We start from the raw sequence: 14,226 nt of genomic DNA on the forward strand, positions 1-14,226 counted from the left end.
GGCTGCTGCATATATTATACTTGGTATGTTAAATTCATGACCTGCAAGAACTCATCCTGTACTTGGCATGAATGTTAGCATCGCTGTTAAATGTTGTAAACGGTCATTTACGTCTGAATTCGCTCATTAAATTGCTATAACGGTCATGTTTTTATCAATTTTCTAGTCATTACTCCTATTTACGGCTGATTAACGCCATTTGAGTCTATCTTCCTAGGTTCGCTTTACAATTCCGGCACCGCCCCCTAAGATGGTATATAACAAGTTAAAAATGGACATGGAGATGCAGCGATGGCAAAAAAAAGACAGCATTTATCGCTTTATGAGCAAATCAAACGACATCTTCAGTCGGAAATCGAGCTGGCGCATTGGAAGCCCCATGACCTTCTGCCTTCGGAGAACGAGCTGATGAAGCAATTCGGCGTCAGCCGCATTACCGTGAAGAAAGCGATGACCGATCTTGTCGAACAAGGCGCGATCTATCGCGTGCAGGGGAAAGGCACGTTCGTCGCCCCGCCCGAACCTGTACCGGCGGCGAGCGCGGCGCCCGTCCCGGCGAAGACGAAGGCGATCGCCCTGCTGCTTCCCTTCATCAACAACCAGCATAACGCGCTGCTGCTGAACGGCGTCGAGCACATCCTCTCCAGGGCCGGCTACTCGCTGCTCTTCTGCAACACGGAGAATTCGATCGCGCAGGAAGAACGCGCCATTCGGACCATGCTCGCGAGGGGCGTGGACGGCATGATCGTCTACCCTGTCGACGGCGAGTCTTATAACCGCGAAATCCTGCAGCTGACGCTCGACTCGTTCCCGCTTGTCGTCATGGACCGGTATTTGCGCGGCATCGATACCAGCTGCGTCTGTCCGGACAACCTCACGGGCGCCCGGGAAGGCGTCGATCATCTGATCGCGCTCGGACACCGGCATATCGGGTTTCTCTCGACGGTCGTCAGCAACACCAGCAGCATCGAGGACCGTCTGTCCGGGTACGAGAAAGCGCTGGCGGATCACGGCATCCCGATCGACCGCCGCTACCGGTACGTCGATATCGAGCTCGGCGAGCCGAAGCCCATCAAGGATAAAATCCGCGATTTTCTGACGCGGAACCCCGAATTGACGGCCATATTCGCCATTAATCCCGGCTTGGGCCTGCAGGTCGTCAAAGCCGCTTCCGAAATGGGCATCCGCGTCCCGGAAGAGTTGTCCCTCGTGTTCTTCGACGATTTCGAGCTCTCCGAATTTCACGCCGTAAGACCTACGTACGTCAGCCAGGAAGAGAACGTGCTCGGCCAGGAAGCCGCGAAGCTGATCGTCTCCATGATCGAGCATCCCGGGCAGGGGACGAAGAAGCTGTTCTTCGCGCCGAAGCTGATCGTCCGGGATACGACGGCGAAACCGAGAAACGCCACCTAGCCGGTACGCGCCGTAAGCGCACTGGCACCCGTTCGCAAGACGAAGGGGCCATCCGAGCGTCTGCTGCGACGTTCGAATGGCCCCTCTTCCGTTCCCGGCGCCTGGCGCTGCCGGTTCTAACTTCCGTTACATGACCGCTAAGCGCCCCGCCGCTCTCCCGCATGGCGCATATGGCGCATGAGATGCGTCATCCCCATGAGATGCGTCAGCTCAGCCACTTCACGCCAAGCGCCTCGATGCCGGCTTCCCAGCCCTTCGGGATGCCGATGTCGGAGACGATCATATGCACGTCCGACAGCTCCCCGATCTTCGCCACCGTACGCTTGCCGATCTTGGAGCCGTCGGCGACGACGATGACGCTCTCGGAGCAGCGGATCAGCTTGCGCGAGAACAGCGCCCGATCGTAATCGTAGCCCGTGATGCCGTGTTCCAGCGACAGCCCGTCCACGGAGATGAACGATTTGTTCACGTAGAAGTCTTCCATAATCTTCTCGGCGATCGGCCCGGACACCCGCAGATGCTTCGCGTTGATCTCCCCGCCGATGAATATAATCCGGCCGTCGAAGGTCCCGCGCTTCTGGTAATCGACCAGCAAGGTCAGCGTCGGAATCGAGCAGACGAGAACCGTCAGGTCGCATTTGCCTTCCAGGTGATGCAAAATCTGCATCGCCGTGCTGCCTTCGTCGATGATGAGCACATCGTTGTCTTCGATCAGATTCGCCGCCAGCGCGCCGATGCGGCGCTTCTCTTCCGCGCGGATGACCTCGCGCTCGTAATACGCCGGCTCGGACTCGCGCGTCAGCTTGACCGCGCCGCCGTATACTTTCTTAAGCCGGTTGTCCTTCTCCAGCTCGTCCAGGTCGCGCCGGATCGTCTCCGTGCTCACCTCGAACAGCTGCGACAGCTCGACGACGTTCACGTTCCCTCGTTCGCCCAGCAGCGTCATGATGCTTCTCTTACGTTCTTCGCCCGCAAGGGACATAGGTCTCTCCCCTTTATCGATTTGAGCCTATTATAGCAAACATCGATCCGCTAGTAATAGTTCCCGCCCCCCGGCGATGCGAACCCTGCTTCGTTCCGGCGCCGCCGCAGCGGTGCATTCGCCAATAAGCCGTTAAGCGCTCATCGGCGATGCTGCATCAGGTTAACCCCGTTCGCCGTCATGTCGAACACATGGAACTTGTCGTCCCGGATGCGCATGTACACCGTATCGCCGGAGCGCACGTCCGCCTCGTTGTCCGTCAGCAGGCGCACCATGCCGTCCAGCTTCTTGTCCGGATCGACGACCTTCACCAGCTTGCCGCTGCCGAGATGCTCGACCAGATCGACCTGCATCGGAATCGCCCGCGCGTCCGATGCGTCCGTGAGCGTCAGATCATGCGGCCGGATCCCGAGCTTGACCGGCTTGCCCAGATGCTCGGCGGCAAGCTTGCGCGCGTCCGGCAGGCGGTAGCGGAACCCGTTCGTCGCAATCGTTTGCCCGTCCCCGTCCCCGTCCCCGTCCCCGTCTCCGTCTTCCGCCGGCCTGATCTCGCCCGCAATGAGGTTCATCGGCGGATTGCCGAGGAAGCTGGCGACGAACAGATTGACCGGATGGCTGAACAGCTCGTCCGGCGGCGCGTACTGCTGGATCCTGCCGTCGTTCAGAATCGCCACGCGGTCGGATATCGCGAGTGCCTCCTCCTGATCGTGGGTGACGATGATCGTCGTCACGCCGAGATCCCGCTGGATCTTGCGGATTTCGTCGCGCACGTCGAGCTTCAGCCGGGCGTCGAGATTGGACATCGGCTCGTCCAGCAGCAGGATTTCCGGGTTCTTCGCGAGCGCTCTCGCCATCGCCACCCGCTGCTGCTGCCCGCCGGACAGCTGCGACGGCTTGCGGTCGAGCAGATGGTCGATCTGCACGATCCGGCTGATCTCCCGCGCCCGTTCATAGGCTTCCGGCTTGCGCATCTTGCGCTCCCGCAGCGGGAACGCGATGTTGTCCCGGACCGTGAGATGCGGATACAGCGCGTACGATTGGAACACCATGCCGATGTTGCGATCTTTCGGCTCGACATGGTTCACCATCCGCTCGCCGAAGTAGATTTCGCCGGAGGTCGGCTTCAAGAGTCCCGCGAGCATCATGAGCGTCGTCGTCTTGCCGCAGCCGGACGGCCCGAGCAGCGCGACGAATTCGCCCCGCTGAATCTCCAGGTTCAAGCCGTCCACCGCGCGGCCGCTATCCTTCTTGCCGTCGTACGCCTTTACGATGTTTTTGAGCGTAATCATGATTGCTTCGCCCCTCCTATATTGACCCTCATGAACATTTTCTGCGTGAAAATATAGAACACGACGACCGGCAGCGTATAGAACAGGCCGATGGCGGTAATCAGGCCGTAATTGATGATCTGGTTCTCCTTCGTGACGAGCTTCGACAAGTATCCCGCCAGCGTCATCATGTCGTCATTGAAGATGAGCAGCTTGAACAGGAACCATTCCCCGTAAGCGCCGAGGAACGAGAACACCGAGATCGCGCCGATGCCCGAGAACACGTAAGGGACGAGCACCTTCCGGAACGCGCGGAACCGGGTCGAGCCGTCGACCATCGCCGCCCATTCGATATCCCAGGGCACTTCGTCGAAGAACCCTTTCATGATGTACACCCGGCCCGGCAGCGAGCCCGTGATCGCCACCAGGATGACGCCGAGGTACGTGTTCACGAGCCCCATTTTCACCAAAATGAAAAACGTCGCGATAATGAGCGTAATGCCCGGGAACGAACGCATCAGGAACAGGAACTTCATCGCCGCGCGCTTGCCGGCGAAGTCCAGCCGGGAGAACGCGTAGGCCGTCGGCACCGATATGCCGACTTCGATGACGACGATGAGCAGCGAGTACATGATCGTGTTCAGCACGATCGGCCAGATCATCGGCAGCTTCACGCCGTCGTACTCCACCGGCTTGGCCAGAAACGCGAAATTGTCCATCGAGAAATCATGCGTCGTGAAATTCATCGTCGCCGCCAGGAAATACCAGACGATCATCGCCATGATCGGCAGCGTGAATAACGTCATATACGTGTGCACGAGCGCCTTCTTCAACGTGCTGGCTGACATAAGCAACGCCTCCGTAGCCGTCGATCAGTCTTCGATGCGCGAAGGCTTGATCAACTGGTCAAAATCGAACATCCGAATAAGCAGCAAGGTCAAGACGAAAGAAATGAACACGACGATAAGCGATACCGCCGCCCCGTATCCGTAATACTTCAAATTGAACGCCTGCTGGAACGCGTAGAGCGACAGCGTCGTTGTATCCCGCATCGGTCCGCCCTGCGTCAGGAGCATGATGAAGAAGTACGAGGACACGAAGCCGATCAGGTCGGATATCGTAATGTACATGAGCGGCCATTTCAGCGTCGGCAGGATGATTTTGAGAATGACCGATTGCTCGCTTGCCCCGTCGACGCGCGCCGCCTTGTAGAGATCCTCCGGTATGGAGTTGATCGCCGAGGACAGCAGGATCATGCCGCCGGACACGGTCGAGACGATGGTCGCCAGAATGACGATGGCCATGGCGCCCTTCGTAAACCAGGAAACCGGTTCGGAGACGACGCCCAGCCGGTGGAGCAGGTCGTTCACCAGGCCGCCCTCGGTCGGGTCGAACAGAAATTTCCAGAAGGTCACGTAGACAACGGAAGGAATGATGCTCGGGATGAGCCACAGCACCCTGTATAAGACAGCCGACACTTTGCCTTTAAGGAAGTATTGCGTCGCGATCGAGACGATCAGCGCAAAGAGCAGCGAAATGGCCAGCGACAGGACGGCGAATACGGCCGTATGGCTCAATATCTCCGGCAAGTTATAATCGGCGAATATCCGTTTGAAATTCGTCAAGCCGATGTAATGCGGTTTCATGGACGCGTTCAAATCGGTGAAGGACATGCCGATCGTCGCGACCGCGGGCAGCACGAAGAAGACGAAGACGAGCAGCGAGAAAGGCATAATGAACAGATAGGGATAGATCACTTTGCGAAACGGTTTCTTGTACGGCTTGCTTGCGGCCTCAGCGCGATTCATCAACGCGGTTTCCACGGTATTCATTGACAACCTGCACCCGCTTCCTTCGGATTCCTCAAAATCGAACGGCGCCCTAACTGGAATTAGAGCGCCGGATGTGCAACGTTAATTCTCGATGGTCACGCGATCCGCGGGCACGTTCTGCTTGACTTCCTTCTTGAAGAGGCCGTACGCCTCGTCGGCCGATTTGCCCTTCGTCAAGATGGCGTCGATACCGAGCGTATAGCCCTTCGTAAAGGTCGCGTAATCCGGGAGCGCCGGACGGGTTCTCGTGAAATCGACCATGTAGGCGTGGTCTTTGTAGAACGACATCGCTTTGAAGCGCGCGTCATCCTGCGCTTCCGGCGTTACCGGCAGCTTGCCGCTGGCGATCGTGTGGTTCACCTGGAGATCCGGATCCATCACATGCTCGATCAGACGCTGCACGTACGGCATTTTCCCGTCGTCCACTTTCGAGCCGACGAAGATCATCGCAGGATTGCTGTAGGAGACCGGTTTGCCGCCTTTCTCCGCCGAAGGCACCGGAATCCAGACGACGTTGTCTTGGAACCACTTGTTGTAGCCTTCGATATCGTCCTTCATGCCGTTCGCCTCGCGCATCATGGAGTAGAACTCCGTGCGGGCGAATTCCGCGAAAATCTGGCCTTTCACGAACATCGGAGCCGCTTTGTCCGTGTCGACGTCGCCGATGCTCTCCGTGATGACGCCGCGTTTCTTCGCATCGGCCCAGAATTCGTACACGTCCTTCGCTTTCTTGGACAGGATCAGCTTATTCGACGCCGCGTCGTAGTTGTAGCTGCCGAACGCATAGTTCCAGCCTTCGAAGCGCGTATCCTCGACCGCGAAGCCGAGCTGTACGAGGCTCTTCTTCTTCGCTTGATCGGCCAGATCGACCAAATCGCCGAACGTGAATTGGCCGCCGTCCACCTGCGCGCGCAAACCGTCGATCTTGTCCGCCGTCCAGCCGAGGCCTTCCAGCGCCTTGCGGCTGATGAATACCGGGGACGCGTCCATGTCCTGAATGACGCCGTAATAATGGCCGTCGTACTTCATGATGTCCGTATACGACTCGGGCACGTTCTTGAAGGTCCCGGAATCCTTCACCCAATCGATGTCGCGAATGATGCCCGCGTCGCGCTCCCAGCCGATGTCGACGCTGGAGTTGATGAACACGTCCGCCACTTTGCCGGCTTGCGCCTGGAGCACCAGTTCGTCATCGTCGATCCCCGGCCACCAGTCCAGCTTCACCTGCACGTTCTCCGCCTTCAAATCTTCGTTCAGACGCTTCTCCGCTTCCAGGAAGTTATCCTTGCGCGCGCCCCACGTGTTCTCGCGAACCGAGATCGTGACAATCTTCGGCTCGGCGCCGCCGTTCGCCGCATCGCCCTTCGCCCCGCTGTCCGTGCCGCTCGAAGCGTTCTTGCCGCCGGACGCGTTCGCGGCGTTCGCCGCGCCGCCTTCATTGCCGCCCGAACCGCAGCCTGCCAGAAACCCTACCCCCATCACGACCGTTAAAGCGACACCCGCAAACTTCTTCACTGCCGAATTTCCTCCCTCTGGACCTTTGATAACAGCTATTTTCGTTCATCTTCAGTTTAGTGGACATGTGTTAACAGAGGGTTAATGCCACATTAATTAATTGTTTTATTGTTGTTTATTTAATTCTCTTGTTGTTTTATTGCTGAAATGTCACAACAATCGCTTCTTCCACGACATCCATTGCCCATTCCAGTTGTTCTTGGGACGTTATGAGCGGCGGCACCAGCGTGAGCACGTTGCCGCCGGCAACCTTGAAGCTCAGCCCTCTCTCCATGCACAGGTACATGACCTTCTCCGCTTCCTCCGTCGCCTTCTCCTTCGTCGTACGGTCCGTTACCAGCTCGATGGCGGCCAGCATCCCCTTCACGCGCACGTCGCCGATCGCTTCGTGCTTCGCTTTCATCGCGTCGAAGCGGCGGGCGATGACCCCCTCCATCTCGCGGGCATGTGCCAACAGTCCGTTCTGCTCGATATATTCGATCGTCGCGAGCGCGGCCGCGCAGCCGACGGAGCTCTTCTCATGCGTGTAATGGCCGAGGGAGATATCCTGCGCGACGTCCAGCCCTTCCCGCACGATGATGCCGGCGATCGGGAACACGCCGCCGCCGAAGCCTTTGCCGATCGCCACGATATCCGGCACGATGTCGTAATGCTCGTGCACGAACATCGTGCCGGTGCGGCCGAACGCCGTCGGGATTTCGTCCAGGATAAGCAGGACGCCGTACCGATCGCATAGCTCGCGCAGCCGCTTGAAGTACGCCTTCGGCGGAATTTGCACGTCGGTGCTGCGGATCGGCTCCATGACGATCGCGCCGACGTCGCCTTCCCGCTCCAGCATGTACGCCAGGTAATCGAGGCATTTCAGGCCGCAGCCGTCGCAGTCGCCCATGAAGCAGCGGTACGAGTTGTACGGCATCATATGCTCCGTGCCCGACAGGAGCGGTCCGATTCCGTTGCGGAACACCCCTTCCCCGCCGACCGAAATCGCGTCGAGCCCGGCCCCGTGGAACGAATCCCAGGTCGAGATCGTCTTGAATTTGCCGGTCGCCTTGCGCGCCAGCTTCAGCGCCATGCCGATAGCGCTCGTTCCGCCCGGCGTGAACAGCACTTTGTTCAGATCGCCCGGGGCCAGCTCGGCCAGCTTCCTGGCGAGCTTGATCGCCACCGGATTCGTGTAGCGCCGCGGCAGGAACGGCAGCTCGTCAAGCTGCGCCTTCATCGCGTCGATCACGTACCGGTTCTTGTAGCCGACCTGATGCACGCTGTTGCCGTGGAAATCCATGTATTTGCGTCCGTCCATGTCTTCCAGGTAGATACCCTCCGCGTTCGTGATCACGTTCAGACACGGCGTCGACATCGATTGATGAACGAAGTAGCGGCTGTCTTCCTCGAGAACGTCAAGCGTCGCTTCGCTCAAATTCGCCGCCTGCCAATGCCGGCGCTCGGCGGATAAATTAATATCCCCTTCCGTTCTCATGTAAGCCTTCAGTTCCACCCCGGATGTCCCCCCAGCGCTAGTTTGCGGTCAATCGCATCGATCGCGCCGGGCAGCTCGGCCATCTCCTCGACGACGAAGTGCGCGCCGCTGTCCAAGAATCGGCGCTCGGCCTCCGCGATCCGCCGCGCAAGCGCATCCGGATCCATCGCCTCCGCCTCTTCCCCGGTCAGACCGAGCATCGAGCTGCCGCGCACGACGCCTACCGACCAGACGCCCGCGTTCCGCGCTTCCTGCATATCGGATTCCGTATCCCCGATCTTGACGACCTGATGGGGCAGGCCCATGTCCAAGCGAATGATATTGTCGAAAATCATGTACGGAAGCGGACGTCCCTTGCCCCCGACCGAATCCGGCGTCAGCCAGTAATCCGGCGCATAGCCGTGCTGCCCGGCGACCTTCGCCACGATAGCCATCATCGCATCGTTGTAGCCGGTCGTCGCCCCAATCTTGTACCCTCGCTCGCGCAGCAGGCTGACCGTCTCGAGCACGCCGGGAAGCGGATCGGCGAAGCGGTGCAGCAGCGCGAGCAGCTTCGGCTCGAACTGGTCGTGCAGCCGGTCGACATCCGCATCGTTATGCGGCCTGCCGGTCGCCGCCCGGAACGCTTCGCCGATACGCGGCATGTCGAGCATCGCTTGGATATGATCCCATTTCAGTCGGCCCATCGGCTCGCGCACTTCCTCCATCGTCGGTTCGATGCCGATCGAACGGAAAATATCGAGGAAGACGTGAACCGGCGCCATGCAGCCGTAATCGACGGCCGTTCCCGCCCAATCGAATATGATGCCTTTGATTCTCGTCATGATGAATCTCTCCTGTCGTCATGGTGGTTTTGTTTCTCGCGCTTATTTGCACTCATCCGGGAAAACCGGATTGGACCAGGCGACGTTCCCCTCGAAGTCGACGCATTCCACGCGCACGTAGCGCTCATGCCCCTCGATGCGGAACGACCCGCTCTCGATCGGAGACGCGTCCCGGTCGTACAGCGTGCGTCCGTTGAACGGATGCGTAATGAATTTGATGAATTTCACCGGCGAGCACTCCACCTTCAGCATGCCATTCTCCAGCCGCAGCCCGCGGATCTCAGGCCCGTTCGACGAATAATACCGTCCGGCCTTGATCGCATCGATAATCGGCTGCTGCTGCAGACGGTCGGCCTCGACGGAAATCCAACCGCCGAAAAACTCTTGGATCGCCGCGTCGAACGGACCGCCGTGCGCGTCGTCGGCGGCGATGCCGAACACTTTGCGCCCGTTCGCGAGCAAGTAGTCCCAGTGGCGCACGCCGTAACCGACCGCTTCGTCCAATTCGGACTGGTGGTTATAGATTTCGATGGCCGTGTAGCCTTGCAGCTGGAGCAGCTCCTCCGGCTTGTTGCGCGACCAGGTCGGGTGATTCATGATGACGAGATTTCCCTTCGCCTTCATCTCGTCGATAAGCGCCTGAATCGTCTCCAGACCGGCGTAATCCGGCTTGGGATGCTCTTCGTCATGCGCGAACTCCGAGGTCGAACCGAGCGTCTCGTCAAGCAGGCCGTGGATGTGATATTGCTGTCCGGTCGTGCGCCAGCTCATCTCGCAGGCCATCTCGTAGCCATCCAGCATGATGAAACGCTCGTCGTCGAACGCCTTCGATTTCCAATAAATCTCGTGATCGCTCAAGCACATGAAATCGTAGCCGTTGTCCTTGTAAGCTTGGATCACGACCTCCGGCTCGTATTGCCCGTCGCTCCTCGTCGAATGCGCGTGGAGATTGCCTTTGTACTTGCGCGCGCCGTTATTCAGGAAGATCCTGTCGTTCATCGTATCCGCTCCTTTATGACAGCAAATCGGCAACGAACACCGGGTTCGTCCACGCGACTTTGCCTTCGAAGTCGACGCATTCCACGCGAATATAGGTCATGTCCGGCTCGATTGCCATGGAAGCCTCGGTAAGCGGCTTGCCCGATTCGAAGTTGCCCTTGAACGGACCGCGCTGCGGGAACGCCTTGAACATGATGAATTTGCAAGGGGAGCAGCGGACTTTCAGCTCGCCGTCTTCGACGCGCAGGTCGTACACCTCGGGACCGGTGCTGGAATAGAACCGGCCTTCTTTCAAACCGCGGACGATGCCGGCATGCGTAAGCGATTCCGCCTGCACTTGGATCCAGCCGCCGCCGTATTCCGGAACCGCCCAGGAATCGTCGTGGATGTGCGAATCGTCCGCCGCGATGCCGTAGACGCGTTTGCCGTTCTGCAGGGCATGGTCCCAATACGCCGCGCCGTACGAGCTCGTCGTCGACCATTCCGTCGCGTGATTGTAGATTTCGATGGCGAAGAAGCCGTCGTAGTTCACCATGTCTTCGAAACGGGTCAGATGCCACTCCGGATGATTGAATACGACAAGGTTGCCGTGGGCGCGCATCTCGTCGATCAGCGCTTGCGGCGAATGATCGCCCTCCCATGGAATCGGAACCTCGAATGCCTGCAGATGGCCGAAGCGTTCCCGCTCCGGCTCGACCGTCGGGTCGTCGAGCACGCCGAAATGGTAACCCGGGTTCTTGTCCTCGACCGGATTCAGCCCGCCGCGTTCCATGCCCGGCAGCGTGACGAAGTTCTCGGAGTCGAACTCGCCGGTCCGCGCGTAGCGGTCATGATCGCTGATGGAGAGGAAATGATAGCCTTTTGCCTTGAACGCCTCGACCACTTCCGCCGCAGGCTGAGCGCCGTCCGACCATGTCGTATGAAGATGCAAATTCCCTTTGAACATCGGCTTGGCACTGTCGAGCAATACGATATTTTTCATTATACCCTCCATTTGGATTGACGTTGATATTAGTTGTTATGATGTTGTTTGTTTAAGGATACAATGGGATTGGCCGCAGTACAACAGCTTGCCGAAGATTTAACGATACGTTAATATTCAGGGGAGATAATCGCAGTAGAGTCAACAATTTCGAGCTGGCTGTCGTGTTCCCGCCGCGCGTTCGCCATAAATTTAACAGCCTGCAAACGTTCGATTAACAATGCGATAATATTGCCATCATTCAACATCAAAATGACTATCTGCTTAATCATTCAACAACAAATCATACGGAATATGGGATGCGTTCCGCACTGGAAAACCGAAAAAGACATGCCCCCTGCGGCTCTCGCCCGCAGCGGCATGTCTTGGAAACCCGGCCCTGCCATACTCCCGAATCCTGCTCCCGGGCGATAAAACGACAAAAGCCCTGCACGAGCATCGCCGCTCATGAAGGGCTTCATTCCTAGGATTCCGTTCCTCCGATCATCGCATCCAGCGCCAAATGCTGCAGACCGTTCAAGTAGTCCCGTCTCCGGTCGCTGATCGTCAGCATCGGCAGATGCTCCCGCGGGATATAGTTCGCGCTTCGCTCCGCGAGCCTCGCCAGCAGCGCTTCGTCGACCTCGTCGCTGCAGAATACGACGGCGCGCGGATTGATGATGGCCGCGAACGTGGCGATCAGCCGGGCAACCGCATCGATCCGGGCCTCCCCGAGCCTGCTGTCGCGTCCTCCCCGATGCAGCGCCTGCCCGAATTTGAGTTCCTCGTATTGCGGCACGAACGATACCTCGCCCGCGAAGAAGGTGCTGCCCCGCACGACATCGCCGTTGATCATGATCCCGGAACCAGGGCCGTCCTGGCCGAAGTAGAGATAGACGAGGGATTCGTTCTCGATTTCCATGCTCGACGCGAACCCAAGCACGGCCGCGTTCATATCGTTCTCGACGACGACGGGGATTTGAAAACGCGACTCGATGATGCCTTTCAAGTCATCGTCGAGGAAATGCGGGTACGGCGGCATGAAAATAATCTGGCCGTTGTTGACCGCGCCCGGAACTCCGATCGCGATGGAACGGAGCTTCGGGTATTTCTCGATCAGCGTTTCGATATGGTCGGCCAGCTGCTGCGCGCCCTGCTGCACGACGCTTGCCGTCGTCCCCTCTTCCTTGACCTCGCCGACGCAATCGAATATGGCGTATGTCGTCTCGTGTTTCTCGATGAAGACGGCAAGGCCCAGCATGAACTCGGGATCGTACGCATACCGTCTGGCCCGTCGCCCTCCGCTGGAATCATCCTCGCCGGAATAGCGGATTTCCCCGTCCAGCTCCATCTGGGCCAGGAACTTGCTGATCGTCGGGAAGCTGATGCCGAGGCGCTGGCACAGCTCCGCTTTCGTCGCGCTCCCCAGCATGATGAGCGCCGCTCGAATGCGCTGGTTGATCGCTTGCTTCATATCTTTAGGGGAGGTATACAAATCCGCCATGAGGGTCAACGCCTTCCGCTTGAATAGTCTGCCGAACTTTTTTAACGAATTTAATAAGTTGGGACTATCATAGCATTACCGAAGGCTTGAGGCAACTTGAACTATCAAGTACTTCCTGGTATTGTCTACGCGGCAGGCTGCTTGATTCGTTTCGGCAGCAGAATGAGCAGGAAGCAAAGCGCGCCCACTACGCGCGTCGCCCCGATGACGGTCATGCTCGGCGCGTAATCGATCCGGCCGTACAGCTGCATGCCGACGATCGGCGCGAAAATGGCCGAAACTTGCGATAAGGTGGTGTACAAGGAGATTGCGCGGTGCCGCGTCCCCCGAGGCGCGATTTCGAGCAGCCGGTTGAAGATGGATTGCTGGAATCCGCTCGTGACGACCCCTCCGATGAAATCATAGATGTACACGTAGGTCATCGACGGAGCGTACGCCCACCAGAACGGCGCCAAGCCGAGCGCCAGCGACGACACGAATACCGTAACGCCGTTCCCTCTGCGATCCGCCAGCCGCGCCCACAGACTGAAGGCGACCAGCGAACCGATCGCGCCGACAACCGTATCGATGCTCATCTGCGTGTTCGTGGCATGCAGCACGTCCGCTTTCAATTTCGAATAGATCGGCCAGGCCGCCATCCATGCGAACGTATACAGAATCGCGCTCCCGCAGAACCAGATGAACGGCATGCCGCCCCCGACGGCGAACAGCTTCGTTATGCCCGGCTTGGGGAGCGTCGCCGCAGGCGGGAGAGAAGCGGCGACCTCGCTCCGCGCGTCAGACGCCGCCGGCTGCTCCTCGCTGGGAATGCGGAGCCTTTGGAAGTACCACGTTTCCACGAGCGATGCCGCGAAACCGAGCAGGATGGCCGCTTGATAGCCGCCCGGGTAGCCGAAATGGTCGATGCCCCAGCCCGCCGCGAGCGCCGTAACCATGCCGGATATCCCTGTCCAGACGTTGCGCTGCGCGAATACTTTGTTCCGGTAAGCCGCGGGGATGATCTCGCCCATGATCGATTGATAGGACACCGCGATAATCGTATTCGTCGCGCCATAGGCGCCGACCAGCGCGATCAGCGCGGCTATCGGGGATAGATGCCAGTAAGGAATGAAGAACAGCAACAGGTAACAGAACCGGCTTGCCAGAATGACGCCGGAAATGATGCGCTTCTTCTTCCGGAACCGATCCAGTACGATCGATGCCGGGAAGGTCAGCAATAGAGAGAGAATGGCGGGAACCGAAGACAGCAGGGCATAGTCGTTGTTCGTCGCTCCCAGCCGCGCCGCGATGATCGGAATGAACGGGGTTACGAAATTGAAGCCGATGGACCATGCAATGCCGTTGTAGAGATTATTCTTAATATTATGCCGCAACACGCGATGCTCTGCCTGCATCCCATTCTCACTCCTATAGTGCCATGCTATAGGCTTATTCTAAATCGAATGCTTGCG

At 58.5% G+C, this 14,226-nt stretch carries 12 protein-coding genes; 1 reads left to right on the plus strand and 11 read right to left on the minus strand.

Going from position 1 to position 14,226, the window contains the following annotated elements:
• Positions 1–291: 291 nt before the first annotated feature.
• Complete coding sequence (locus GXP70_RS21300; RefSeq protein ID WP_162358692.1) at positions 292–1,413, plus strand: GntR family transcriptional regulator; 1,122 nt, start codon at positions 292–294, stop codon at positions 1,411–1,413.
• A 205-nt stretch (positions 1,414–1,618) separates the two neighbouring features.
• Here GXP70_RS21300 and GXP70_RS21305 read toward each other — a convergent pair whose 3' ends face one another.
• The 11 genes from GXP70_RS21305 to GXP70_RS21355 form a co-directional block, all read right to left on the minus strand.
• Positions 1,619–2,395, minus strand: a complete 777-nt coding sequence (locus GXP70_RS21305; RefSeq protein ID WP_162358693.1) for a DeoR/GlpR family DNA-binding transcription regulator — start codon at positions 2,393–2,395, stop codon at positions 1,619–1,621.
• Between the two features lie 140 nt (positions 2,396–2,535).
• A complete protein-coding gene (locus tag GXP70_RS21310; RefSeq protein ID WP_162358694.1) occupies positions 2,536–3,684 on the minus strand; it encodes an ABC transporter ATP-binding protein in 1,149 nt (382 codons plus the stop codon).
• The gene (locus tag GXP70_RS21315; RefSeq protein WP_162358695.1) at positions 3,681–4,511 is read right to left on the minus strand and encodes a carbohydrate ABC transporter permease; all 831 of its coding nucleotides are present in this window, start codon (positions 4,509–4,511) and stop codon (positions 3,681–3,683) included. The genes GXP70_RS21310 and GXP70_RS21315 overlap by 4 nt, the downstream gene beginning before the upstream one ends.
• A gap of 24 nt (positions 4,512–4,535) precedes the next feature.
• On the minus strand, positions 4,536–5,495 hold the full coding sequence (locus tag GXP70_RS21320) for a carbohydrate ABC transporter permease (protein WP_162358696.1): 960 nt from the start codon (positions 5,493–5,495) through the stop codon (positions 4,536–4,538).
• 81 nt (positions 5,496–5,576) lie between these two features.
• Positions 5,577–7,010, minus strand: coding sequence for an ABC transporter substrate-binding protein (locus tag GXP70_RS21325; RefSeq protein WP_162358697.1), 1,434 nt, complete (start codon positions 7,008–7,010; stop codon positions 5,577–5,579).
• Positions 7,011–7,146: 136 nt separating this feature from the next.
• On the minus strand, positions 7,147–8,505 hold the full coding sequence (locus GXP70_RS21330) for an aspartate aminotransferase family protein (protein ID WP_225442507.1): 1,359 nt from the start codon (positions 8,503–8,505) through the stop codon (positions 7,147–7,149).
• Positions 8,496–9,311: a phosphonoacetaldehyde hydrolase gene (gene phnX, locus GXP70_RS21335; RefSeq protein WP_162358698.1), complete on the minus strand. Its 816-nt coding sequence runs from the start codon at positions 9,309–9,311 to the stop codon at positions 8,496–8,498. The genes GXP70_RS21330 and phnX overlap by 10 nt, the downstream gene beginning before the upstream one ends.
• A gap of 42 nt (positions 9,312–9,353) precedes the next feature.
• Entirely contained in the window at positions 9,354–10,310 is a 957-nt protein-coding gene (locus GXP70_RS21340) for a CehA/McbA family metallohydrolase (protein ID WP_162358699.1), read from the minus strand.
• A 13-nt stretch (positions 10,311–10,323) separates the two neighbouring features.
• Entirely contained in the window at positions 10,324–11,292 is a 969-nt protein-coding gene (locus GXP70_RS21345) for a CehA/McbA family metallohydrolase (RefSeq protein WP_162358700.1), read from the minus strand.
• A gap of 463 nt (positions 11,293–11,755) precedes the next feature.
• Complete coding sequence (locus GXP70_RS21350) at positions 11,756–12,775, minus strand: ROK family protein (RefSeq protein ID WP_162358701.1); 1,020 nt, start codon at positions 12,773–12,775, stop codon at positions 11,756–11,758.
• A gap of 125 nt (positions 12,776–12,900) precedes the next feature.
• Positions 12,901–14,169 carry an MFS transporter gene (locus tag GXP70_RS21355; RefSeq protein ID WP_162358702.1) on the minus strand — a complete coding sequence of 423 codons (1,269 nt, stop codon included), beginning with the start codon at positions 14,167–14,169 and terminating at the stop codon, positions 12,901–12,903.
• Between the last annotated feature and the right edge of the window lie 57 nt (positions 14,170–14,226).

Source organism: Paenibacillus lycopersici, from assembly GCF_010119935.1.
GTDB classification, from domain to species: domain Bacteria; phylum Bacillota; class Bacilli; order Paenibacillales; family Paenibacillaceae; genus Paenibacillus_Z; species Paenibacillus_Z lycopersici.